The sequence below is a fragment of the Humibacter ginsenosidimutans genome, from assembly GCF_007859675.1.
GTDB classification, from domain to species: domain Bacteria; phylum Actinomycetota; class Actinomycetes; order Actinomycetales; family Microbacteriaceae; genus Humibacter; species Humibacter ginsenosidimutans.
On the sequence record NZ_CP042305.1, the window covers coordinates 1,404,508 to 1,428,479 of the forward strand.

A 23,972-nucleotide genomic window follows, 5' to 3' on the forward strand; every position below is an offset into this window, starting at 1 on the left:
ATCCGCACCATCGACGAAAGGACCCATGATGACCGCACCGCTCACCCGTCGCGCCTTCACCCGCCTGGCCCTGACCACGATGGGCGCGGCCACCATGGCGAGCCTCGCCGGGTGCGCGACGGCCGACGCTGCGCCCGCCGCCACGGCCGGCGGCGGGACGGCGGCCGCGAAGCTCCGTCTCGGCTACTTCGACAACGTGACCCACGCCACCGCTCTGATCGGACTGCAGCAGGGCCTGCTCGCGAAGAGCCTCGGCACGACGACCCTCACCACCGAGATCTTCAACGCCGGACCGGCCACCGTCGAGGCGCTCAGCGCCGGCGCGATCGACGCCGCGTTCATCGGCCCGAGCCCCGCGATCAGCTCCTACGCGGCCAGCGCAGGCAAGTCGATCCGCATCATCGCGGGGGCCACGAACGGTGGCGCCGCGCTGGTCGTGAAGAAGGACATCACCAAGGCCTCGCAGCTGAAGGGCACGACCCTCGCGTCACCGCAGCTCGGCAACACGCAGGACGTCGCGTTGCGCACCTGGCTGGCCGAGCAAGGTCTGACGACGTCGCTCACCGGCGGTGGCGACGTGACGATCACGCCGACGGACAACGCTCAGACGCTCACGCTGTTCCAGCAGGGTGCGATCGATGGCGCATGGCTTCCGGAGCCGTGGGTCTCCCGGCTCGTGCTCGACGCGGGGGGCCACGTGCTCGTCAACGAGGCGTCGCAATGGCCCGGCGGCAGGTTCCCCAGCACGGTGCTGGTGGCCGACCAGTCGTTCATCGACGCGCACGGCACGACGATCGACGCGCTGGTCAAGGGCCACGCGGCATCCATCGCGTGGCTCGGTGCGCACTCCGCCGCCGAGGCGGCGACCGCGATCAACGCACGGCTCACCAAGGACAGCGGAAAGGGACTCGAGACCGCGGTGATCGAGCGCGCGCTGACGCAGGTGACGTTCAGTCTCGACCCCGTGGCATCCACCTTTCCCGAGCTGCAGCGTCACGCCGTGAAGCTCGGACTCAGCAAGTCCGCAGACCTGCACGGGATCTTCGATCTGCGGGCGGCCAACGCCCTGCTGAAGGCGGCGGGCAAGCCGACCGTCTCCGCAGGCGGGCTCGGGGTGTGATGACGAGCACGAGCGGGTCGCACGCGGCCATCGACATCCACGGCCTCACGAAGCGCTTCGGTCCGGCGCAACCCCTCGTGCTCGACGGAATCGAGCTGCGCGTGGCGCAGGGCGAGTTCGTGTGCCTGGTGGGGGCGTCCGGGTGCGGCAAGTCCACGCTGCTGAACATCATCGCCGGGCTCGAGGCGCCGACGTCCGGGCGTCGTCTCCGTGCCGAGCGGCCGTGCCGCCGTGATGTTCCAGGAGTCCGCGCTCTTCCCCTGGCTCACCGCCGGGCGCAACGTCGAGCTGGCGTTGCGCCTCGCAGGGGTGCCGGCGCGCGAGCGCTCCGCCCGGGCGCGGGAGTTGCTCGAGCTGGTGAACCTCGCCGATGCCGCCGACAAGCGGCCGCACGAGCTGTCAGGCGGCATGCGACAGCGCGTCGCCCTGGCCAGGGCGCTCGCTCAGAACCGCGACGTGCTGCTGATGGACGAGCCATTCGCTGCGCTGGATGCCATCACCCGCGACATTCTGCACGACCAGCTCGAACGCGTCTGGCGCAGCACGGCCCGCACGATCGTCTTCGTCACGCACAACGTGCGCGAGGCGGTGCGGCTCGGCCAGCGCATCGTGCTGCTGTCGTCTCGCCCCGGCCGGGTGGCGGCGCAGTGGTCCGTCGACGAGGCGCTGCGCGGCGGTGACGAGACGGCGGATGCCGCCGCCCTGGCCGCCGACATCACCGAACGCCTGCGCGGAGAGCTGGTGCGCCATGTCGCTTGACCTCGACGACACCGCGGTCACGACCGTCACGACGCGTATCGGAAGCGAGCAGCGCTACACGCTCGCCGACGTCGAAGCCGGCCTCGACTCGCTGCAGTCGGACGAGCAGCGGTGGCGCGGTTCCTGGCGCCGTGCCGCGGGCAGCGTGCTGCTTCCGGTGGCCGTGCTCGTGCTTCTCGTCGTCGTGTGGCAGCTCTCCGTGTGGATCGCGCAGCCCCGCCCCGACATCGTGCCGAGCCCGCTCGCGGTCGCACAGTCGTTCGGCGACCTGTGGTCGTCCGGCCGCCTTCAACAGGCCGTGCTCACCAGCCTCGAGCGTGGGGTGTTCGGCTTTCTCATCGCCGTCGCGGTCGGCACGCCGATCGGGCTGCTGCTGTCCGAGGTGCCGCTGCTGCGTCGCGCGGTCGGTCCGCTCATCTCGGGGCTTCAGGTGCTGCCGTCGGTCGCCTGGGTCCCCGCCGCGATCCTCTGGTTCGGGCTCTCGGATGCCACCGCCTACTTCGTCGTGCTCATGGGTGCCACCCCGTCGATCGTGAACGGCTTGCTGTCGGGCGTCGACCAGGTGCCTCCGCAGCTGCGCCGGGTCGGAAAGGTGCTCGGGGCATCCCGCTGGCAGCAGGCCACACTCGTGGTGATGCCCGCCGCGCTCCCCGGATACCTCGGCGGTCTCAAGCAGGGCTGGGCGTTCTCGTGGCGCTCCCTGATGGCCGCGGAGATCATCACCACGGGAGGGACCATGGGCTTCGGACTCGGAACGCTGCTGGATCAGAGCAGGCAGCTCGCCGATCTGCCCGGCGTGATCGTGACGATCGTGGGCATCCTCGTGATCGGGATCGTCGTCGAGCTGCTCGTCTTCGCTCCGATCGAGCGCAGGCTGGCTCGTGCCAGGGGCCTCGCACGCGGGGAAGCTCGATGATCGGCCGCGTGGATGCCCCGACCGGCTCCGTCGCGCTCGTCGGCGGCGGCCCAGGCGACACCGAGCTGATCACGGTGCGCGGACTCGAGCTGCTTCGGTCGGCCGACGTGGTGGTCGCGGACCGGCTGGGTCCGCGCGCGCTGCTCGGCGAGCTGGGTGCTCACGTCGAGGTGATCGACGCCGGCAAGCTTCCCGGCTACCACCCGGTGCCCCAGAAGGAGATCAACCGGCTCATCGTCGACCGAGCCCTGGCCGGCAAGCGGGTCGTGCGGCTGAAGGGCGGGGACCCGTTCGTCTTCGGCCGTGGCCAGGAGGAGATCGAGGCGTGCCGCGCCGCCGACGTGCCGGTCGAGGTCGTCTCCGGTGTCACGAGCGCGGTTGCGGTGCCTGCGGCAGCGGGCATCCCGCTCACGGCACGCGGGGTCGCCAGGGGTTTCACCGTGCTGACGGGACACGACGACCTCGACACCGCACCGGGAGGAGCCGACCACACGGTGGTGCTGCTGATGGGCGTCGGGGGCCTGGCCGTGAGCGCGGCGGCCCTCACGACGCCGGAACGCCCGGCGAGCACGCCGGTCGCGATCATCGAGAACGGCTTCGGCAGCGACCAGCGGGTGACGTTCGGCACCCTCGGAACCATCGCGGCGCTGGCCGCCGAGACCGGAGTCCGATCGCCGGCCGTTGTCGTCATCGGCGACGTGGTGAACCTCGCCCCGCGGGCGAGGACATGTTTCGACACAAGCGCTCACGAGACAGACAGGACGGTCCTCGAAACCCGATAGGGTCTCACCCATGAGCAACCCCTCAGATCAGGTTCCCCCGCCCGTTTCAGGACCCGGCTACCCGCAGCAGGGCGCCCCCGTTCCGCCGCAGAACGTCGGCTATCCGGCCCCGTCGGCACCCGCATACCAGCCCGCGCCAGGGGGCGGTTCGCAGCCCGGCCGTGTGCTCGGCATCGTCGGTCTCATCGTGGCGTTCTTCTTCTCGGTGGTCGGCCTCATCCTCTCCATCGTCGCCAAGGTGCAGTCGCGCAAGGCCGGCGTTCCGAACGGACCTGCCACCGCGGGAATCATCGTCGGCATCGTGCTTCTGGTGCTCCAGATCATCGTCGCCGTCATCCTGATCGTGGTCTTCGCGAACATCTTCGCGCAGTGCGCCGACCTCGGACCCGGCACGCACTACGTGAACGGCGTCACCTACACCTGCAGCTGATCCGGTACGACGGATCCCTTCTCACGGCGGTCCTGCACGGCGAGCGCGAGTTCGTCGAGCAGGGCCGCCGTCTCGTCCCAGCCGATGCAGGCATCCGTGATGCTCTGCCCGTAGGCGAGCGCTGATCGACCTGCGTCGGTCAGCGGCTGGTTGCCCGGCACGAGGAAGCTCTCGGCCATGACGCCGGCGATCGGGTCGCCCTCTCTCACCTGGTCGGCGAGCTCGCGCAGCACTGACGCCTGCCGCACGTGGCTCTTGCCGCTGTTGCCGTGGCTGGCGTCGACCACCAGGTGAGAGGCGAGGCCGGCCCGCGTGAGCAGCGCCGCGGCATCCGCCACGCTCGCCGAGTCGTAGTTGGTGGTGCCGCGGCCGCCGCGCAGGATGACGTGGGCCGCCTCGTTGCCGCTCGTGGAGACCAGGGCTGCGGCGCCCTCGTCGGTGACGCCGAAGAAGACGTGCCGCTGGCCCGCGACGGTGCAGCCGTCGACGGCCACCTGCACATCGCCGTCCGTGGCGTTCTTGAATCCGATCGGCATCGAGAGCCCGCTGGCGAGCTGGCGGTGGATCTGGCTCTCCGTGGTGCGCGCGCCGATGGCACCCCAGCTGACGGCATCCGCGATGTACTGCGGGCTCGTGGGTTCGAGGAACTCGCAGCCGACAGGCAGACCGAGCTCGAGGATGTCGATGAGCAGGCGACGCGCCATCCGCAGCCCGTCGGCGACGCGGTGCGTGCCGTCGAGGTGGGGATCGTTGATGAGCCCCTTCCAGCCGCCGGTCGAACGCGGCTTCTCGAAGTAGACGCGCATCACGATCAGCAGCCGGTCGCGGTGCAGGTCAGCGACCGCGGCGAGCCGACGCGCGTACTCGAGCGCGGCATCCGGGTCGTGCACGGAGCACGGGCCGACGACGACCAGCAGGCGCGGGTCGTCGCCGCGCAGCACGGCCTCGACCTCCGCGCGGCTGCGCGCCACGAGAGCGGCGGCCCGTTCGTTCAACGGCAGCTCGGCACGCACCTGTGCCGGGGTGGGGAGCGCCTGGATCGACGTCACCCTGGTGTTCGACACCGTGTCGGCGTTCGGCACCGCGTCGCCGGTCCGCCTGCTGTTCTGGGCTGTGATGCTCATGGGGTTCCTCTCGGTGACGGCGAGAGGACCAGTGCCAACCCGCCGGTTAATGACGAAAGGCAGGATCGGAATGATCCTGCCCGTTGGCTCTGAAGGATGTGCTGGTCAGCGCTTCGCGACCGTCGGCTCCTCCAGAGCCAACGCGAAATACGCATACCAGCGGGATGTCATGCGGGCGAGGCTAGCAGAGCGGACGCATGAGCTCCAAAATGCGGGTCGCCCGCCGTCGGGCGACCGTGCCGGCTCAGTAGCCGAGCGGACGCGTCGGGTACTCGAGCTCCTCGGTCGGCGACTCCGCCGGCACGGTGTCGATGGCGCCGGTGCCGAGTACCCCGCCCATCGAACCCACGACGAAAGCACCGCGGTCGTCGAACGGCATGACCTCGTCCTCGCGGCTGTACTGCTGCGGCGCGTTGCGCCTGCGGGAGCGGGCCATCAGCCCGCGCACGAGAAGTCCGACGGCCGCGACCACGATCGCGGCGGCCACGGGCAGCAGCACGGTCTGCACCTCGAACAGCGCCATGCGGAAGACGCCGACACCGTAGTCGGCCATCTCGTACGGCGAGCGCGCGAGCACCCTCGTCCCCGCCGCGGCGGCGACGGCCGTGCTGAGGGGCGAGGAGATCCAGAGCAGGAGCAGTGCGACGATCGCGGCGATGACGCGACCGACGGTGTTCACGCCGCACCAGATGATCGCGACAGCCACCACCAGTGCCGGCAACCACACCATCACCTGCATGACGATCGGGTTCTGCCCCGAGGGAACGATCACACGCGCGATGCCCGCCGCCCACTGCGCGAACGCGGCTGCCACGAGTGCGATGCCGATCAGCGCGCCCCCGCGCGGCGCCCGGGCGATGAGGGCGAGCACGGCCACTCCCCCGAGCATGGAGATCAGCACGACGAGCACCATCACCGCGAGATAGGCGACCGAGGCGACCCCATCGCCGAGACCCACGCCGATCACGAACGCCGACTGCCCCAGCGCTGTCAGCTGCACGAGCCCGACGCCGGCCGTCAAGGCCCAGAAGCCTCCCGCCGAGAGGTACCGGTGCGCGCTTCGCGCCACGATGCCTGCCGCCGCCGAGCCGACCACGATCAGCGCAACGATCATGCCGAGCCGGTACTGGCTGAGCGGAAGCAGCGCAGAGGGCATGTCGCTCGGCGCGGCGTCCGTCGACCACAGGTTCTGCAGCGGCAGCGTCATGCCCGTGAGCAGCCACGGCAGAAGTCCGATCACGCCGAAGACCAGGCCGAACAGCAGCCAGAGCCACCAGCCCCACGGGCGAGGGAGGTCGTCGGCCCTCGTGCCCTGCGCCACGCGGCGTGGATATCGTCCGTTGCCGCTCACACCGGATCCCACCGTGTAGCCCTCGGACATGTCGCTCCTTCGCTCGCGCCGTGCAGGCCGCGGGGAGCGACCCTCCCCCTGTGGTGCACATCACCCCTGTACGGGGGACACGACCGTGTCCACCTTGGCATGCTTCGCACCGGGTTGACAAGCCGGTGCGCCCGCGCGCAGTAGCGTGGGCGGATGCCCTCGTCGCCCGCGCTTTCGTGGCCCGCCGCCACGGACTTCGCAGCACTCGCCGACGCCGGCTGGCCGGCCATCGAGCGAGTGCCGATCGGCGGCTGGGTCGCGCGTTTCGCGGGCGGCGTCACGAAGCGAGCGAACTCCGTCTATCCCGCGGACTCCGTCGAGGATGTCGATGCGGCCGTCGCCGGCGCCGAGCGCGCCTACCGCGATCGCGGCCTCGTCCCTCTGTTCCAGCTGTCGGACGGCGATGCCGCGATCGCCGCGGCACTGAGCGCGCGCGGCTACATCGAACGGGACGAGACGCTCGTGCTCGCGGCGCCGACGCGCGGCATCCTCGAAGCGGTCTCGTCGGAACCCACGGGCGGCACAGCAGTCGAGGTCGTCGCCGAACCCGACGACGAATGGCTGGCGACCTGGTGGGCTGTCGACGGCCGAGGCGGCGCGGCCGAACTCGAGGTCGCACGGCGCATCATGACCGGCGGCCCCGCGTTGTACGCCGCGGCGCGAGACGATCACGGCACGGCATCCGTCGCCAGGCTGGCCCTTGTCGATGACGGGGAGCTGCAGTGGGGCGGCCTCTACGCCGTGGCGACGCGGCAGGATGCCCGTGGTCGCGGCCACGCCCGCTCGGTCGTCACGGCTCTCACGACACTTGCGGCCGCGCGCGGCGTCGATGCACTCTGGCTCCAGGTTCTGGCCGGCAATCACGTCGCCCGGCGGATGTACGACGGCCTGGGCTTTCGCGCCGTCGCCACCTACACGTACGTGCAGGCGCCCGCGTGATCGCCGGTGCGAGCCGGGCAGCTACGCGGCGTCGGCCCCGGCGTGCCGGGCGTGCGGGTCCTGGGCGTTCAGCGTCGCCACGACCGTGTCGTAGTCGCCGCGCGACTCCGCGTGCCGCAGGAAGCCGACGCGCTGCACCTGAAGCTCACGGGCATCCGGATTCTGCTCGATGAGCTGAACCACCTCGGCCACGAACTCGTCGAGCGGCATCGCGATCGGGCTCGTCTCCTGCCCGGGCATCAACGACGTGCGCACCGCAGGGGGCACGAGCTCGACCACCTGCACGGAGGTGTCCGCCAGCTGCAGCCGGATCGACTCGCTGAGCTGATGGATCGCCGCCTTGGTGGCGTTGTACGTGGGCGTCACCCGCAGCGGCACGAAGGCGAGGCCCGACGAGACCGTCATGATCACGGCATCCGGCCGCGACTGCAGGTGCTCGATGAAGGCTCCGATCAGGCGGATCGGACCGAGCAGGTTCGTCTCGACCGTCGCTTCGGCGGTCTCGACGAACGTGGCTGGAGCGTGCCAGTCCTCCGTGCGCATGATGCCGGCCATCGCGATGAGCATGTTCAGATCAGGGTGCGCGGCGAGCACACTCTCTGCCGCCGCGGCGATGCTCTGCTTGTTCGTGGTGTCGACCTGCACGGTGTCGAGGCCGGGATGCTGTTCGCGGATGCGGGCGAGCAGCTCGCTTCTGCGGCCACCGACGATGACGGTGTTGCCGCGCTCGGAGAGCGACACGGCGAGCGCGAGGCCGATGCCGCTGGTGGCGCCGGGGATGAAGACGGTGTTTCCGGTGATCTGCATGTCTCCAGCGTCGGCGAGCGCGCGCTCGGCCGGCAGAGCGGGGTCATCCACGGATCGGCGATCCCTGGATGGCATGGAGCGCACCGGAGATGATGGAGCCATGGATGCCGCAGCCCTCGCCGACTTCCTCCGACGCCGGCGCGCGGAGTTGAGCCCAGGCGACGTCGGCCTGTCCGAAGGGCGTCGCAGGCGCACGCCAGGCCTGCGACGCGAGGAGGTCGCGCAGCTGGCGGCCATGTCGACCGACTACTACACCCGGCTGGAGCAGCGGCGCGGACCGCAGCCCAGCGAGCAGATGCTGGCGTCGCTCGCCAGGGCGCTGCGGCTGAGCCGCGACGAACGCGACTATCTCTATCGGGTGGCGGGGCACGGCATCCCGGATCGCTCCTCGCTCGGCACCCATGTCGCCCCCGCGCTGCTGCGGGTGCTCGACAGGCTCGACGACTCCCCCGCGCTGGTCATCTCGAACCTCGGCGAGTCGCTCGCGCAGAACCGCATGGCTGACGCCCTGTTCGGCGACCGGACGGCGCTGGCCGGATGGGAGCGCAGCGACGTCTATCGCTGGTTCGTGCACCCGACGACGGAGCGACTGCTGTACCCGGAGAACGACAGGGACAGACAGAGCAGGGCGCTGGTGGCGAATCTGCGCGCAGCCCTCGGCGCGATGGGCCAGCGTTCACGGGCCGGCGAGCTGGTGCGCGAACTGCGCGAACGGAGTGCGGAATTCGGCGAGCTCTGGGACCGGCACGAGGTCGCGCGCCGGTTCGAGGACCACAAGGTGCTCGTGCATCCCGAAGTCGGGGCCATCGAGTTCGACTGTCAGGTGCTGTTCACCGAAGACCAGAGTCAGGCCCTGCTGGTGCTGACCGCGGCACGATCGAACGGGCAGCACGACTCGCAGGCGCAGGAACGGCTTCGGCTGCTCTCCGTGCTGGGCACGCAGGCCTTCTCCGACGATCCGGCGTGACCGGCTTGTCTCATCTGCGCCGCACCGTCGTGGAATCCTGATCGGGTGCACGGTGTTGCCGATGGAGAGGCATGCGCTGCCGGGCAGGCGTTCTGGCCTGATCAGGCTGCCGGAAGGGACGAGACGTGACGGCACCGGAAGGTGAGAGCAGAACAGACGGGAGCGACGGCATCCGCACCGTCGGCATCCTCGGCGCCGGCAAGCTGGGAACGGTGCTCGCACGTCTCGCGCTGGCGGCCGGCTTCGACGTGCTGATCGCCGGGTCGGGCGATCCCGCGAAGATCGCGCTCATCGTCGAGGTGCTCGCTCCCGGTGCCAAGGCCGTCACAGCGGAGAACGCGGCACGATCGGCGGATGCCGTCATCCTCGCCCTCCCGCTCGGCAAGCACGAGACGCTTCCCGTCGACGCGCTGGCCGGCAAGCTCGTGATCGACGCCATGAACTACTGGTGGGAGATCGACGGCATCCGCGACGACCTCAACGACCCGACCACCTCGACGAGCGAGATCGTGCAGCGGTTCCTGCCGCACTCTCGCCTGGTGAAGGCGCTCAACCACATGGGTTACCACGACCTCGAGGACGAGCCGCGACCGCACGGCGCCGATGGGCGCAAGGCGATCGCCATCGCCGGCGACGACGGTGCCGACCTGGATGCCGTCGCCTCCTTCGTCGACGCGCTCGGCTTCGATCCCGTGGTCGCCGGCACCCTCTCAGAAGGCATCCGCATGGAGCCGAACACCGAGCTGTTCGGTGCGGACGTGGACGCCGACCAGGTGCGCTACCTGTTGTCGACCTTCCCGGACTCGGCTCGCGGACGCGTCGTCGCGCGGGCGCGCGCAGAACACGCCGCATAGCAGCTGGCCGGCGCCTCGGACAGCCGCGGTCTCGTGGTATCCCACATGCGGGTACGCTGGTCCTGCCGTCTGTGAGATCTCACATGTTGTGAGACTCGACCGCTCTCCCCCGGATCGAATGGAGATATGCCTGTGCCCGAGCTCGACCACAACCTTCTCTCGGTGTTCAACGAAGTGGTGCGCCGCAATCCCGGCGAAACGGAGTTCCACCAAGCCGTGCGCGAGGTGCTCGAAAGCCTCGGGCCTGTGGTGGCCAAGCACCCGGAGTACGCCGACGCCGAGGTCATCCGTCGGCTCTGCGAGCCCGAGCGCCAGATCATCTTCCGCGTGCCGTGGACCGACGACGCCAACCGGGTGCAGCTCAACCGCGGGTTCCGGGTCGAATTCAACTCGTCGCTCGGACCGTACAAGGGCGGGCTGCGATTCCACCCGAGCGTGTACCTCGGCATCGTGAAGTTCCTCGGATTCGAGCAGATCTTCAAGAACGCCCTGACCGGACTGCCGATCGGCGGCGGAAAGGGCGGCAGCGACTTCGACCCCAAGGGCAAGTCCGACGCCGAGGTCATGCGCTTCTGCCAGTCGTTCATGACGGAGCTGTACCGCCACATCGGCGAGCACACCGACGTTCCCGCCGGCGACATCGGCGTCGGCGGCCGCGAGATCGGCTACCTCTTCGGCCAGTACAAGCGCATCACCAACCGCTGGGAGGCCGGCACCCTCACCGGCAAGGGCCTCACCTGGGGCGGGTCGCAGGTGCGCACCGAGGCGACCGGCTACGGTGCGGTGTTCTTCGTGCACGAGATCCTCAAGACGTCCGGCGACTCGTTCGAGGGCAAGCGCGTCGTCGTCTCCGGCTCGGGCAACGTGGCGATCTATGCCATCGAGAAGGTGCACGAGCTGGGCGGCACCGTCGTGGCCTGCTCCGACTCCGACGGCTACATCGTCGACGAGAAGGGCCTCGACCTCGATCTGCTCAAGGAGATCAAGAACGGGCACCGCGGCCGCGTCAGCGAGTACGCCGACCGCAAGCCGGGCGCCGCCTACACGGCGGGCGGCTCGATCTGGGACGTCGCCTGCGACATCGCCATCCCGTCCGCCACGCAGAACGAGCTCGACGCGGATGCCGCGACCCGCCTCGTGAAGAACGGCTGTCGCATCGTCGCAGAGGGCGCGAACATGCCCACCACGCCCGATGCCATCCGCACGCTCCGCGCCGCAGGGGTGGCGTTCGCGCCGGGCAAGGCGGCCAATGCAGGCGGTGTGGCGACCAGCGCGCTCGAGATGCAGCAGAACGCCTCCCGCGACTCGTGGACGTTCGACTACACCGAGGCTCGCCTGGCCGAGATCATGCGCTCGATCCACGCCCGCTGCCTCGAGACCGCAGACGAGTACGGCGCGCCGGGCGACTATGTGGTCGGCGCCAACATCTCGGGCTTCACGCAGGTGGCCGACGCGATGCTGTCTCTCGGCCTCATCTGAGGCGTCGGGCATCCCGACCGATCCGGCCGGCGTCGTCGGCGCGAGGGGAATGTGCGCCGACGGCGACGGTGGTCGGATATCGGTATCGAGCGGAGCGCGGCACTCACACGGGCAGCGCCCAGCCGAGCGAGAAGTTGAACGCGACGGCGAGCATGAGGTACATCAGCCACAACCCTGTGACGACGTGCCAGAACCCGAGCGCCCGCTCCCCCCAACTCCTGCCGATCGCGGCGAAGAAGTCCGACGCGTAGATCAGGGCGAGGCCGACGAACAGCAGCCCGACCGCCCAGTCCCCGGAGACGAAGAACACCACGAGCCCGGCGACCGAGATGATGAAGAACGCGACAGTCATGCCCGCGTTGGGTCGTGGGTCGTTGCCACGGTACCTGTTGTAACCGATCGCGAACCAGTGGATGCCGTATGCGCTGAACGCGAGCGCGGCCATGTACAGCGGCGCGCCCTTGAAGACTTGAAACCACGTCAGGCCGATGAACAGGATGATCCCGGTCACGAACTGACAGAAACCGGGCAACCAGATGCCCCACGTTCCCATCGCACGGTCGACCCGTTCGTCCCGCTTCGGCCAGCCGACCAGCTCCTGCGGACCGTAGATGAGATAGCCGGTGCCGAGGCCGAAGAATCCGAGTGCCAGAGGTGGGAACAACGACACTGCGAAATGCATGGTGAACCTTCTTCTATCCAGTTCCCCTCCATCTCATAGTGACCCCGTGTCCAGACAACTTCAAGGGTGAGCCGCCGCGCCGCCGACCGGGGCAACCCGCCACGAGTCGGGTTAGACGGCCTACTCTCGAAGAACGGCCGGTGCCGTATGAGCAATGAGGCGGGGGGATGCCGTGACTGACACGCTTGATCGCGTCGACGGCACACGCGCGCACCGGCTTCCCTCGACCGGGATGCCCGTCGACCGCCTCGGTCGTCGTCTCACCGACCTGCGCGTGTCGGTCACCGACCGCTGCAACTTCCGCTGCGTGTACTGCATGCCGCGCGAGGTGTTCGGCCGCGACTACGCCTTCCTTCCCCGCGACGAGCTGCTCACGTTCGAGGAGATCGTGCGGGTCGTCAAGGCGGGGATCCGACTCGGCGTGCGCAAGGTGCGCCTCACCGGGGGCGAGCCGCTGCTGCGCAAGGGCATCGAGGAGCTGATCGCGATGCTGGCGGCGCTGCGCACGGCATCCGGCGAACCGCTCGACCTCGCCTTGACGACGAACGGGTCGGCGCTGGCCTTCAAGGCGCAGTCGCTGAGGGACGCGGGCCTGAACCGGGTGACCGTCTCGGTCGACTCGCTCGACGACGCCACCTTTCGCCGCATGAACGACGTGAACTTTCCGCTGGCGAAGGTTCTGCACGGTCTTCGGGTGGCGCACGACGTCGGTCTCGGACCGATCAAGGTCAACATGGTCGTCAAGCGCGGACAGAACGACGACGACATCGTGGCGATGGCCGAGCGCTTCCGCGGCAGCGGCTGCGTGCTGCGGTTCATCGAGTTCATGGATGTCGGCACCACGAACGGCTGGCGCCTCGACGACGTCGTGCCGTCGCGCGAGATCATCGAGCGCATCTCCGCCGTGCATCCCATCGAGCCGCTCGCGCCGACTGCGCCGGGCGAGACCGCCGCACGGTGGCGCTACGTGGACGGCGCCGGCGAGATCGGCGTGATCTCGTCGGTGACGCAGCCGTTCTGCGCGGGCTGCAACCGCGCGCGCCTCTCCACGGAGGGCCGGCTCTACACCTGCCTCTTCGCCGACGACGGCACCGACCTGCGCACGCTGCTGCGCTCCGGTGTCGCCGATGACGACCTCGCCTCCGCGATGAGCGGCGTGTGGACGCGCAGGGACGATCGCTACTCGCAGCTGCGCTCGTCTCTGACGCCGGGCATCCGGGAGCACCGCAAGAAGATCGAGATGTCCTACATCGGCGGCTGACGACGCACGCGACGGGTCGGCGCCGGCTCTGTTGCGAGAACGGGGCCACCGGCGTATCCCTGAAATATGGGCAGGGTCACGACCCGACGACGCGTCGCCCGCTTGACGCTCGGCGCGCGCGTCACACGACGGGAAGACATCCTCGTCGTCGAGGAACCCCTGGAGATCAGAGTCGGCGGACGCCCGCTCGCGGTGACCATGCGCACCCCAGGGCACGACGTCGAGCTGGCGGCCGGATTCCTCGTCTCTGAGGGTGTCATCGCACGCGGCGACGAGTTCGCCGCCGCACGGTTCTGCGACGACGGCAGCACGCAGGGCAACACCTACAACGTGCTCGACGTCGCGCTCGCACCGGGGGTGGCGCCGCCGTCTCCGGCGTTGGCACGTGAGTTCTTCACCACCAGTTCGTGCGGTCTGTGCGGCAAGGCGAGCATCGATGCGGTGCGCACGCAGTCGCGGTTCGAGGTGCGCGACGACACGCTTCGCGTGGCGATCGACACCCTCGTGACGCTGCCCGACCGGCTGCGCGCCGCGCAAGACGTCTTCGAGTCCACGGGAGGTCTGCACGCAGCAGGGCTGTACCGCGCCGACACCGACGAGATGCTCGTGGTGCGCGAAGACGTCGGCAGGCACAACGCGGTCGACAAGGTGGTCGGCTGGGCGCTCACCCACGACCTGCTGCCGCTGACCGGCACGGTGCTGATGGTGTCGGGGCGCGCGAGCTTCGAGCTGACGCAGAAGGCGGCGATGGCGGGCATCCCGATGCTCGCCGCGGTCTCTGCGCCGTCGTCGCTCGCCGTCGAACTGGCAATCGAGTGCGGGATGACCCTTGTCGGGTTCCTGCGCGGCGAGTCGATGGTGGTCTACGCGGGCGGACAGCGCGTCGAAGAGCAGCAGGGCTTCGAACGGCCGAGCGCGGAAGGAAGTGCAGCATGACCATCCACGAAGCGCCGGACGAGCGCACGGTGGACGACACGGAACGCATCCAGGTGACGCACCCCAAGCAGTGGGCCGCGGGCATCCCCGGCATCATGCACTCGGTCGGACCGGCCGTGCGCGAGATGGGCCCGTCGCGAGCGGCGAAGCTGCTCACTTCGATGAACCACAAGGACGGCTTCGATTGCATGAGCTGCGCCTGGCCAGACCCCTCGCACCGCAAGGTGGCGGAGTTCTGCGAGAACGGCGCGAAGGCCGTCACCTGGGAGGCGACGCCGCTCACGGTGCCGAACACGTTCTGGGCGGAGCATCCGATTCCCGTGCTGCTGGAGAAGTCGGAGTACTGGCTCGGCATGCAGGGCCGTCTCGTCGAGCCGGTCTACAAAGCGGCCGACAGCGACCGTTATGTGCCGGTGACGTGGGATGACGCCTTCCGCATCGTTTCGGACAAGCTGCGATCGCTCGACTCCCCCGACCAGGCCGCGTTCTACACGAGCGGCCGCACCTCGAACGAGGCGGCGTTCGCCTACCAACTGTTCGCCCGCGCCTTCGGCACGAACAATCTGCCGGACTGCTCCAACATGTGCCACGAGTCCACCGGCGCCGCACTCGGCGAGGTGATCGGCGTGGGCAAGTGCACGGTCACCTACGACGACTTCGCCAAGGCCGACCTGATCATCATCATGGGTCAGAACCCGGGCACGAACCATCCGCGCATGCTCACCGCGCTCGAGGAGGCAAAGGAGGCGGGGGCGAAGATCGTGGCCGTGAACCCGCTGCCGGAGGCCGGGCTCATGCGATACAAGAACCCGCAGAAGGTGAGCGGCTGGATCGGTAAAGGCACGGGCCTCGCCGACGACTATCTGCAGATCAGGCTCAGCGGCGACCAGGCCCTCATGCAGGCCGTGGCCAAGCGCGTGCTCGACGCGGAGAGGGCTGCGCCGGGCACCGTGCTCGATCACGACTTCATCGACAGGTACTGCCAGGGGTTCGACGAATTCGCCGCGAGCCTCGACTCGCTCGACGAGGTCGAGGTCTTGCGGGCGACGGGGCTCACCAGCGGCGAGATCGGTTCTCTCGCCGACCGGTACATGAAGGCCGACAAGGTGATCGTCACGTGGGCGATGGGCCTCACCCAGCACAAGCGCGCCGTGGCGACGATCAAAGACATCATGAACCTGCTGTTCCTGCGCGGGAACATCGGCAAGCCGGGCGCAGGCGCATCCCCGATCCGCGGCCACAGCAACGTGCAGGGGGACCGCACGATGGGCATCTGGGAGAAGATGCCGCCGGCGTTCCTCGACAAGCTGCGCGACGAGTTCCGCTTCGAGCCGCCGCGCGAGAACGGGGTCGACAGCGTCGACGGCATCCGGGCACTCGCCGACGGACGCATCAAGGTGTGGTTCGCCCTCGGCGGCAACCTCGTGGCCGCGATCTCCGACACGGATGCCGCGGAGAGCGCCGTGCAGAAGGCGGAGCTGACGGTGCAGGTGTCGACCAAGCTCAACCGTTCGCACGCCGTCGTGGGACGCGAAGCCCTCATTCTGCCGACGATGGGGCGCACGGAGATCGACCTGCAGGCATCCGGGGAGCAGTTCATCTCGGTGGAAGACACGGTGTGCGCGGTGCACCCGTCGTGGGGCAAGGTCGACCCGGTGTCACCGAACCTGCTTTCGGAGATCTCGATCATCACCCGGCTGGCACGCGCGACGTTGCGCGATCGATCGAATGCCGACATCGACTGGGCGGCCTTCGAGGCCGACTACGACAGGATCCGCGATCACATCGCGAACGTGTGCCCCGGCTGCGACGACTACAACCGCAAGATCCGGCAGGAGGGCGGCTTCGTGCTGCCGCACGGGCCGCGCGACTCGCGCACCTTCCCCACCGACACGGGCAAAGCGAAGTTCTCGCTCAACGAACTGCAGTACGTCGAATGCCCGTCCGGGCGCCTGCTGCTGCAGACGATCCGCGCGCACGACCAGTTCAACACGACGATCTACAGTCTCAACGATCGCTATCGCGGCGTGAAGCAGGGACGTGACGTGGTCTTCGTGAGCCCGCAGGACATCGCGGAGCTCGGGCTGACCGACGGTCAACGCGTCGACGTGCACAGCGAGTTCAGCGACGGTGTCGACCGCGTGATCCGCGGTTTCAGGCTGGTGTCGTATCCGACGGCGAGAGGATGCGCCGCCGCCTACTTCCCCGAGGCGAATCCGCTCGTGCCGCTCGGAGCCACCGCCGAGGTGAGCAACACGCCGGCATCGAAGTCGGTCGTGATCCGCATCGAGCCGACGACGGTGCCGGTCGCGGTCTGAGGGGGGTCAGCGGTCGCCGACGGACTCACAGTTGCTGCAGGCGCGGCCGCGGCCCCTCGATGCGCGCGATCGCGACCTTGACCTCGACGAGTTCGCCCTCGACGCGCGTCACGCGGTCGTCCAGCCGATCGAAACGGTCGTCCAGTCGGTCGAAGCGCTGACTGACTCGCACCTCGAAGGCGTCGAGCCGGGAGTCCACGGCCTTCGTCTGTCGCGAGAGCATGCCCGCCACGCCGCCCAGCACGGTGACGGCGAACGCGAAGAGCGCGATGACCATCCCGATCACATCCGGTGACACGAACACCCTCCCATTCTGCCCGGTGATACGCGCGTTGTCAGCGACCGTATCGTGGGCGATCCGGGACCCGATCGCGCGAAGGACCGCCTGTGACCAGGCGCCGTCGGGAGAGCCTGGGGACGAGGAGTCCGCGGAGCGCCGACGTGAAGGCCGGTCCCCTACGCTTTAACGCGACATGGCGCATCTTCTCGGGGCCGAAGCCCTGCATCTCGAATACCCCACCAAAGTCGTCTTCGACTCCGTCTCGCTCGGCGTGAACGAGGGCGACCGCATCGGCATCGTGGGCCGCAACGGCGACGGCAAGTCCAGCCTGCTCGCGATGCTGGCGGGGAGGAGGATGCCCGACAGCGGCCGCGTCACCGTGCGCGGCGGCATCCGCATCGGGGTGCTCGACCAGGAGGACATGCTCGACGACGACCACACGGTGGCGCAGGTGGTGGTCGGCGACACCGCCGAGCACGAATGGGCCGGAGATGCGCGCGTGCGCGACGTGATCGCCGGGCTGCTCGGCGACATCCCGTGGGAGGCGCGCATCGGCTCGCTCAGCGGAGGACAGCGCCGTCGCGTCGCGCTCGCCGCGCTGCTCGCCGGCGACTGGGACGTGCTCGCCCTCGACGAGCCCACCAACCACCTCGACGTGGAGGCCATCACCTGGCTCGCGCAGCACCTGAAGCGCCGGTGGTCGACGAACTCCGGCGGGCTGCTCGTGGTCACACACGACAGGTGGTTCCTCGACGAGATCTGCACGGCCACCTGGGAGGTGCACGACCGCGTCGTCGAGCCGTTCGACGGCGGCTACGCCGCCTACATCCTGCAGCGCGTGGAGCGGGACAGGATGGCCGCGGCCACCGAGGCCAAGCGCCAGAACCTGGCGCGCAAGGAGCTCGCGTGGCTGCGCCGCGGCGCGCCCGCCCGTACCTCGAAGCCGAAATTCCGCATCGACGCCGCCAACGCGCTCATCGAGGATGTGCCGCCCATTCGCGACTCGGTGTCGCTGAAAGCGCTCGCGGTCTCGCGCCTCGGCAAAGAGGTGGTCGACCTGGTGGATGCGTCGGTGTCGTATCCGGTGGAGGCCGGCGACGGCCTCAGCGGTGGCGACAGCGCGAGCGACGATGCCAGGGCGGACGCCGAGCGGAAGACGGTGCTGCGCGACGTGGAGTGGCGCATCGCGCCGGGCGAGCGCACGGGCATCCTCGGCGTGAACGGCGCGGGCAAGTCGACGCTTCTCGGCCTGGTCGCAGGCACGGTGCAGCCGACGGACGGACGCGTGAAACGCGGCAAGACCGTCAAGGTCGCCTCGCTCACGCAGCGCCTCGACGAGCTCGAGCAGCACCTCGGCGACCCGGTGCGCGTCGTGCTCGCACGGCTGCGCACCACCTACACGCTCGGCAGCGGGTCAAAGGCGCAGGAGCTCACGCCCGGCCAGATGCTGGAACGGCTCGGATTCTCCAGCGCGCAGCTGTCGACACCGGTCAAAGATCTCTCCGGCGGCCAGAAGCGGCGGCTGCAGTTGCTGCTCATCTTGCTCGACCAGCCGAACGTGCTCATCCTCGACGAGCCGACGAACGACCTCGACACCGACATGCTCGCGGCGATGGAGGACCTGCTCGACTCCTGGCCCGGCACGCTCATCGTCGTCTCGCACGACAGGTACTTCATCGAGCGCGTCACAGATCAGCAGTACGCGATTCTCGACAGTCGGCTGCGGCACTTGCCGGGCGGGGTCGACGAGTATCTGAAGCTGCGGACGCTGCAGGAGCAGCGGGATGCCGGCCGGAAGAACGATGGCGGCGGTTCGGGCTCGGGGCTGGTTTCGACGGGCTCGACCAGCGGTGGCGGCTCGGCCGGCGGTGCCGACTCAGGCAGCGACTCTGCATCGGCGAGCGGCGCCGCCGGCCTGCAGGGCGCCGCGCTCCGCGACGCGCAGAAGGAGGTCGCATCGATCGAGCGGCGCATCGCCAAGCTCACCGAGCGCATCGACACCGAGCAGACCGCGCTCGCCGAGCACGACCAGGGCGACTACGAGGGCCTGCTGACGAAGACGGATGCCATCGGCTCGCTCCAGCTCGAGGCATCCGCCCTCGAAGAGCGCTGGTTCGAGCTCACCGAGCTGATCGGTTGAGCTCGACGCCGCGCTCCCGCAGCCGGCGCACGAGGTCGGCCGCGTACCACGCGGGCCACTGTTCGTCGTAGACGCCGCCGAGCTCGGCCTTCTCGTATCGACCGTGCGCCTCGGCCGTCTGCTCGAGCAGCTCGCGCATCAGTTCGACATCGGCATCGCGCTGCGCGCGGTCGTCCCATGCCGTTTCGGCGCTCATGCGCGCCCCGGGAGGCGGTCGACGATCTGCTGCAGCACGAAGCCGTTGCCGTCGGGATCGTCGAACGACGCGAACGACGCGTAGCTGTTGTGCTCCGTGTTCGGGCCAGCGACGCGGTTGGCCGTTCCCGCCCAGTGGAAGACGCCGTCCTGGTCGTGCCAGATCTCGCTCACGTCGGCGCCGCCGGCGATGAGCTCGGCGCGCGTCTGCTCGAGATTCGCGGTGATGAGGTGGATGCCCTGCACCGACCCCGGCTCCGCCGAGGTGAGGTTCTCGCCGAAGATGAGCGATGCCGCGGAACCCGGAGGGGTCACCTGCACGACGCGCAGCCCGCGCGGAGTGCTGAAGTCGGCGTCGAGCCGAAAGCCGAGCCCCTCGTAGAACGCCTTGGCGCGATCCGCGTCGGCCACCGGAAGAACGACGATCTCGAGCTTGAGGTCCATGTGCTGTCTCCTGTCTGAATAACCTGTTTGACTGGTTATTACTTTGGCAGACGAAAAGTAACTCGTCAAGCAGGTGACGCGAATCAGCTCGATGGCGAGCAGTCAGCTGCGTGGCGCCGATGCGTGACCGGCTGCCGAGAGCGCCTCAGCGACCGAGACGGTGCCCGATGCGGCGATAGAGCTCGCGCGAGGATTCCCACAGGGCGGCAGCCTCTTGAGCATCCCCCCGCAGCTGCGCCGCTCCCGCGCGCACCGCTCGTCCGCGTGCGATCTCGGCCAGATCGCCGGTCGCCTCCGCCACCTCTTCTGCTGCGGCGGCGCGGCGCACGGCACCTTCGGCATCCCCCGCCGCAAGCAGCAGCTCCGCCAGGGTGTTGCCCGCGTCGGTCTCCAGCAGCGGCGATCCGGCGCGCATGCCCTCCCGCAGAACGGCTTCGGCCGCGCTCACGGCTCCCGTGATGTCGCCGTCTGCCGCCCGCAGCCGAGCCGACAGCAGGGCCAGCTCCGTCGTTGCCGAGTACTCGCCCGCCTCGGATGCCGCCAGCTCGGCGATCGCCATGCGTCGCCTGGCCGTCTCCAGGTCGCCTGCCGCCTCGGCGACGCTCGTGAGCACGGCGTGCACGTGCGGCACCGGGCGCTCGCCGGCGTGCGCCAGAAGCCAGGCCAGTTCGTCTTCGGCATCGTCGAACCGGCCGAGCGAGATGTGCAGCAGAACGCGATTGGTGCGCACGATGCTCACGTTGAGGGTGTCGTCGATCTGCTCGGCGATCGACAGCGCACGCGCGTACCCGCGCCCCGCCTCCGCGTAGCGCGCCACGATGCGCAGGGTGTCGGCGTGGTTGCCGCGCGCCCTGCCCTCCACCTGCAGATCGCCCTCGGCGTGGGCGATGGCCGCCGCCTGGCGGTACGCCCGCATCGCGTCGTCGAATCGGCTCATGCGTCGTTGTACGCTGCCGAGCTGGTTCCACGTGCGAGCGAGCGCGACACCGGTGGCGACACGGCGCACCCGGTGGAGGATCATCAGCGCCTCGTCATAGCGCCCCAGCTTCTCGGCGCAGACCGCGACGTTGAGCGCCACCTCGGGCGCGGACTCGAGCGCCGACACGCGCGAGGCGAGCTCGTGCAGCCGGAACGCCGCGGCCCACATCGACCACTGGGCCAGCGCAGGGTGCGCGGCCAGCGCCAGCCGCTCCACCGTGCGTTCGCTGCCGCCCTCCAGCGCGGCCGATGCGACGCCGAACACCGTCGCGTAGTCCGTGGCCGCATAGTCGGGGTCGCTCTCGATCGCCGCGAGCACGGCATCCGACGCCCGCTCCACCGCCGCGCGGCGAGCCGACGCGGGGAAGGATGCCTGCGCCTCCTCCCGTAGAAACGCGAACACCGTCGCGTGCATGCGCACGTGTGCGCCGTCGAGCGTCACGAGGTGCCGCTCGGCCAGCCGTGCCAGGGCGGCGTCGGCGCGCGGCGTCATGGCCCCCAGCACAGCACTGTCGAACTCGCGATCGATCAGCGCCGCCAAGCGCAGCACCTCGGCGTCCTCGGGCAGCAGAGTGGCGAGGGCGGTCTCCAGCGCCGGCCGCATGCGCGCCGAGGCCGGTTCCCACTCGAAGCGCTCGGCGAGGTCGGCGAGCGTCCAGTCCGGGCTGCGCGCCGCTGTCGCAGCGAGCATGACCAGGTCGAGCGGAAGACCGCCGGAGACGCGCACGAGCCGGAGCAGCGCCGGGTCGTCGGGCGAGGCATCCAGCAGCCTGCCGAGCAGGGCCGCCGAGTCGTCGTCGCCGAGCGGAGGCACCACGGTTCTGTGCAGCGGAATGCCGGCGACGCCCTGCTGGTTCTCGAGGCCGGACAGCGGGGTTCTGGCCGTGATCACGTAGCGCACCCCCGGCAGCACGAGCGCGGCGACGGCCGCCGGGTCGGCGGCGTCTTCGAGCACGATCGTGCGCTCGCCGACCTCGGCCGCCACCCGTTCGCGCAGTCGCGCCAGGTCGTAAGGCATCGAGCGGTGACCCAGCGCACCGAGCACACGGCGCAGCACCTCTACCGGGTCGGCCGGCCGTTGGCCGGGCTCCGACCCGCGGAGCTGCACGGTGATCGCCTGAGGCGACGACAGCAGCGACGCCACCGAGCTCGTTCCCACCCCGGGCAGCCCCGTGAGAATGACGATCGGCGCGTTCGGGATGCCCGCCACCAGCCGATCGCGCCCGACCACACCCTCGGCATCCCGTCGCCCCACCTGCACGTCGACGTGCACGGCCATGCGATCGCCGTTGAGCTCGCGAGTCCGCTCGCCGAGTGCGGCAGCGGCGTTCTGCGGAAGGCCCAGAGCCAGAGCGATGTCCCTGACCAGCGCGTCGTCGAGCCGGCGGCGGCCCGCGCGGAAGCAGTCGTAGACGGTCACCTTGGCCGGATCATCGCCACTCCGCAGCTCGCCGACGCGTCGAGCGATCTCCGCGTATGACGGGGATCCCGCTGCGGCGCGAAGCTCGCCGAGTCGAATGCTCAGCTCGTCGAGACTGCTCGGTTCGTGCGGAGCGCCGGGCGCGGTCTCACGAACTGCCACGCCGTCAGCATATCGGCACGCCGTTCGGGATCGTTCGAACGCCTGACGACGGCACCCGGCGCCTTCCTATGCTCCGATGACCCTTCCCTGTCATGAAAGGACAGACGCACCGATGACGACCCGAGAAGAGATCGCAGCGAGGCTCGACGACTTCGCGTATCAGAAGAAGCACTTCGGCGGCTTCATGATGAACAAGCGGGCCAAGAGCTCGCACGCGCTGTGGACCTCCACCACCGACCGCGGCGTCACGGAGCTGTCGATTCTCACCACGCGCGACTACGGCGACTCCAACGTCTACGACGTGGCGGCGTTCCGGCTCGACGGACCGGTGCCCGCCGACGTCGCGGCACAGCTCGTGCCGGCGGCCGGCCACCTCGCCGATGGGGCCAATCTGCGCGCGCACGGTTATGTCTATTCGGAGATCGAGCCGTGGGACGGCGGCGGCACGAGCTGGATCTCGAAGAAGCCCGAGTTCCGCAACCTGTCCCGTGTCGACGAGGGCCTCTACGTCATCCCGATCCAGCGCCTGACCGGCGACGGCGAGCCGCACTGGCTGGCCTGGGTGCGCGCGAACGGCACCCTCAACATCGCCATCGTCTACAACCCCTGACGAATGACGGCCACAGGCTCTCCTCTCGGAGGAGGTGGGGCTGCGATCGTGGTCGCCGGCGCCGGATACCTCGTCGTCGCGGCCGCGGTCGCCTTCATCGTGCTCCCCCTCGGCCTGGGGCTCACCGGTGCGGCCCTTCTGCTCGCGCAGATCGCTGTGCTCCTCGCCGGAGCCGCGCTCACGGCATACATCGCGATCGTCGCGCAGCGCTCCGCCGCGGCCCAGGCCGCTCTGCTGGCGACCGTGCGCGAGCTCGGCTGGTCGTACACGCCCGATGTCAGCGACCGCCTCTGGGGCGGCTCGATCGACGAGCAGATCCCCCGCAAGCGACGCCGCTCGACCCAGTATCTGGATGCCCGCGGCACCGCCCTCCCGTTCGATTCGGCCGTGCGCACGTTCACCGTGGGCGACGGGGACGGCGCGCTGACGCACACGACGCGAGCGGTGCGCATCCCGCTGCTGGCCGAGGCGCCCCGCCTCGTCGTGCGCTCCCGCTCGGGCGGCGGCGCGCTGACGGTGCTGCCCCGCAAACCGCGGAGAGGCTCTGAGCTGCGGCTGGAGGGAAACTTCAGCGACGTCTTCCAGGTGTCGGTGCCCGCCGGGTACGAACGCGATGCCCTCTACCTGCTCACGCCCGATCTCATGGCGATCCTGCTCGATTCGGCGTCCGACCTCGACATGGAGATCGTCGACCGCACGCTGCACGTCTACCTCGCACCGGAGAACCTGACGGCGCCCGGTCGACTCGAACGGTTCATCACCACGATCGACGTGCTGCACGAACGGTTCGGACGCCGAACCAGGCTCTACCGCGACGAGAACGCGCCGCCCTTGCCGCCGCTTGCACCGCGGCGTGCAGGCGACACCCTGTCGGAGCAGGCACGCTCGTTGCCCACGCGCGGTCGCGTCATGCCCGTCGTGCTCGGCATCGCGGTTCCGTTCGTTCCGCTGGCGATCGGCATCGCGCTCGCCAACCTGCTCTGACCAT

Annotated in this window: 22 protein-coding genes and 1 pseudogene; 15 read left to right on the top strand and 8 right to left on the bottom strand. The window is 69.6% G+C overall.

Translation table 11 applies throughout. From position 1 onward, the window contains the following. Positions 1 to 25: 25 nt before the first annotated feature. The 5 genes and pseudogenes from FPZ11_RS06695 (at position 26) to FPZ11_RS06715 (ending at position 4,007) form a co-directional block, all read left to right on the top strand. Positions 26 to 1,120: an ABC transporter substrate-binding protein gene (locus tag FPZ11_RS06695; RefSeq protein WP_246846570.1), complete on the top strand. Its 1,095-nt coding sequence runs from the start codon at positions 26 to 28 to the stop codon at positions 1,118 to 1,120. Then, positions 1,120 to 1,879 (top strand): annotated as a pseudogene (locus tag FPZ11_RS06700) (ABC transporter ATP-binding protein). The gene FPZ11_RS06695 and the pseudogene FPZ11_RS06700 overlap by 1 nt, the downstream one beginning before the upstream one ends. Beyond that, positions 1,869 to 2,795 (top strand): ABC transporter permease, encoded by a 927-nt coding sequence (locus FPZ11_RS06705; protein WP_146319444.1) that lies wholly within the window; start codon positions 1,869 to 1,871, stop codon positions 2,793 to 2,795. The pseudogene FPZ11_RS06700 and the gene FPZ11_RS06705 overlap by 11 nt, the downstream one beginning before the upstream one ends. Beyond that, complete coding sequence (cobA, locus tag FPZ11_RS06710; protein ID WP_146319446.1) at positions 2,792 to 3,577, top strand: uroporphyrinogen-III C-methyltransferase; 786 nt, start codon at positions 2,792 to 2,794, stop codon at positions 3,575 to 3,577. Before FPZ11_RS06705 ends, cobA begins: the two co-directional genes overlap by 4 nt. Before the next feature lie 10 nt (positions 3,578 to 3,587). Continuing rightward, positions 3,588 to 4,007, top strand: coding sequence for a DUF4190 domain-containing protein (locus tag FPZ11_RS06715; protein ID WP_210415969.1), 420 nt, complete (start codon positions 3,588 to 3,590; stop codon positions 4,005 to 4,007). Here the strand turns inward: FPZ11_RS06715 and FPZ11_RS06720 are convergent. Beyond that, on the bottom strand, positions 3,992 to 5,131 hold the full coding sequence (locus tag FPZ11_RS06720; RefSeq protein ID WP_146319448.1) for a 3-deoxy-7-phosphoheptulonate synthase: 1,140 nt from the start codon (positions 5,129 to 5,131) through the stop codon (positions 3,992 to 3,994). The two genes, FPZ11_RS06715 and FPZ11_RS06720, sit on opposite strands and share 16 nt — an antisense overlap. Before the next feature lie 244 nt (positions 5,132 to 5,375). After that, complete coding sequence (locus FPZ11_RS06725) at positions 5,376 to 6,512, bottom strand: hypothetical protein (RefSeq protein ID WP_146319450.1); 1,137 nt, start codon at positions 6,510 to 6,512, stop codon at positions 5,376 to 5,378. Positions 6,513 to 6,665: 153 nt separating this feature from the next. On the opposite strand from FPZ11_RS06725, the gene FPZ11_RS06730 reads away from it, so the two are divergent. Then, the gene (locus FPZ11_RS06730) at positions 6,666 to 7,451 is read left to right on the top strand and encodes a GNAT family N-acetyltransferase (RefSeq protein WP_146319452.1); all 786 of its coding nucleotides are present in this window, start codon (positions 6,666 to 6,668) and stop codon (positions 7,449 to 7,451) included. 21 nt (positions 7,452 to 7,472) lie between these two features. Here FPZ11_RS06730 and FPZ11_RS06735 read toward each other — a convergent pair whose 3' ends face one another. Beyond that, a complete protein-coding gene (locus tag FPZ11_RS06735; protein ID WP_146322752.1) occupies positions 7,473 to 8,258 on the bottom strand; it encodes an SDR family oxidoreductase in 786 nt (261 codons plus the stop codon). 100 nt (positions 8,259 to 8,358) lie between these two features. On the opposite strand from FPZ11_RS06735, the gene FPZ11_RS06740 reads away from it, so the two are divergent. From FPZ11_RS06740 to gdhA, 3 genes are all read left to right on the top strand, one after another. Then, positions 8,359 to 9,225: a helix-turn-helix transcriptional regulator gene (locus FPZ11_RS06740; RefSeq protein WP_146319454.1), complete on the top strand. Its 867-nt coding sequence runs from the start codon at positions 8,359 to 8,361 to the stop codon at positions 9,223 to 9,225. Positions 9,226 to 9,350: 125 nt separating this feature from the next. Further along, on the top strand, positions 9,351 to 10,079 hold the full coding sequence (locus tag FPZ11_RS06745; protein WP_210415970.1) for an NADPH-dependent F420 reductase: 729 nt from the start codon (positions 9,351 to 9,353) through the stop codon (positions 10,077 to 10,079). Positions 10,080 to 10,205: 126 nt separating this feature from the next. Then, positions 10,206 to 11,558, top strand: a complete 1,353-nt coding sequence (gene gdhA / locus FPZ11_RS06750; protein ID WP_146319456.1) for an NADP-specific glutamate dehydrogenase — start codon at positions 10,206 to 10,208, stop codon at positions 11,556 to 11,558. Positions 11,559 to 11,661: 103 nt separating this feature from the next. Here gdhA and FPZ11_RS06755 read toward each other — a convergent pair whose 3' ends face one another. Beyond that, complete coding sequence (locus FPZ11_RS06755; RefSeq protein WP_146319458.1) at positions 11,662 to 12,240, bottom strand: hypothetical protein; 579 nt, start codon at positions 12,238 to 12,240, stop codon at positions 11,662 to 11,664. A 172-nt stretch (positions 12,241 to 12,412) separates the two neighbouring features. Between FPZ11_RS06755 and moaA the strand changes: the two genes are divergently transcribed. The 3 genes from moaA (at position 12,413) to FPZ11_RS06770 (ending at position 16,755) form a co-directional block, all read left to right on the top strand. Then, positions 12,413 to 13,501, top strand: coding sequence for a GTP 3',8-cyclase MoaA (gene moaA, locus FPZ11_RS06760; protein WP_302849662.1), 1,089 nt, complete (start codon positions 12,413 to 12,415; stop codon positions 13,499 to 13,501). A 66-nt stretch (positions 13,502 to 13,567) separates the two neighbouring features. Then, complete coding sequence (fdhD, locus tag FPZ11_RS06765; protein ID WP_146319462.1) at positions 13,568 to 14,437, top strand: formate dehydrogenase accessory sulfurtransferase FdhD; 870 nt, start codon at positions 13,568 to 13,570, stop codon at positions 14,435 to 14,437. Further along, positions 14,434 to 16,755, top strand: a complete 2,322-nt coding sequence (locus tag FPZ11_RS06770; protein ID WP_146319464.1) for an FdhF/YdeP family oxidoreductase — start codon at positions 14,434 to 14,436, stop codon at positions 16,753 to 16,755. Before fdhD ends, FPZ11_RS06770 begins: the two co-directional genes overlap by 4 nt. Before the next feature lie 25 nt (positions 16,756 to 16,780). Here FPZ11_RS06770 and FPZ11_RS06775 read toward each other — a convergent pair whose 3' ends face one another. Then, a complete protein-coding gene (locus FPZ11_RS06775; protein ID WP_146319466.1) occupies positions 16,781 to 17,059 on the bottom strand; it encodes a hypothetical protein in 279 nt (92 codons plus the stop codon). A 169-nt stretch (positions 17,060 to 17,228) separates the two neighbouring features. Between FPZ11_RS06775 and FPZ11_RS06780 the strand changes: the two genes are divergently transcribed. Continuing rightward, positions 17,229 to 19,175 carry an ABC-F family ATP-binding cassette domain-containing protein gene (locus tag FPZ11_RS06780; RefSeq protein WP_146319468.1) on the top strand — a complete coding sequence of 649 codons (1,947 nt, stop codon included), beginning with the start codon at positions 17,229 to 17,231 and terminating at the stop codon, positions 19,173 to 19,175. Here FPZ11_RS06780 and FPZ11_RS06785 read toward each other — a convergent pair. The 3 genes from FPZ11_RS06785 to FPZ11_RS06795 all read right to left on the bottom strand — a co-directional run bounded on the left by FPZ11_RS06785 (position 19,156) and on the right by FPZ11_RS06795 (position 22,374). Next, positions 19,156 to 19,371 (bottom strand): hypothetical protein, encoded by a 216-nt coding sequence (locus FPZ11_RS06785; RefSeq protein WP_146319470.1) that lies wholly within the window; start codon positions 19,369 to 19,371, stop codon positions 19,156 to 19,158. The two genes, FPZ11_RS06780 and FPZ11_RS06785, sit on opposite strands and share 20 nt — an antisense overlap. Next, the gene (locus FPZ11_RS06790) at positions 19,368 to 19,814 is read right to left on the bottom strand and encodes a VOC family protein (RefSeq protein ID WP_146319472.1); all 447 of its coding nucleotides are present in this window, start codon (positions 19,812 to 19,814) and stop codon (positions 19,368 to 19,370) included. Before FPZ11_RS06790 ends, FPZ11_RS06785 begins: the two co-directional genes overlap by 4 nt. Positions 19,815 to 19,959: 145 nt before the next feature. After that, complete coding sequence (locus FPZ11_RS06795; RefSeq protein WP_146319474.1) at positions 19,960 to 22,374, bottom strand: tetratricopeptide repeat protein; 2,415 nt, start codon at positions 22,372 to 22,374, stop codon at positions 19,960 to 19,962. 112 nt (positions 22,375 to 22,486) lie between these two features. Between FPZ11_RS06795 and FPZ11_RS06800 the strand changes: the two genes are divergently transcribed. Together FPZ11_RS06800 and FPZ11_RS06805 are read left to right on the top strand one after the other, a co-directional pair. Then, entirely contained in the window at positions 22,487 to 22,984 is a 498-nt protein-coding gene (locus FPZ11_RS06800; RefSeq protein WP_146319476.1) for a hypothetical protein, read from the top strand. A gap of 3 nt (positions 22,985 to 22,987) precedes the next feature. Next, entirely contained in the window at positions 22,988 to 23,968 is a 981-nt protein-coding gene (locus FPZ11_RS06805; protein ID WP_246846571.1) for a hypothetical protein, read from the top strand. The last annotated feature ends 4 nt before the right edge of the window (positions 23,969 to 23,972 follow it).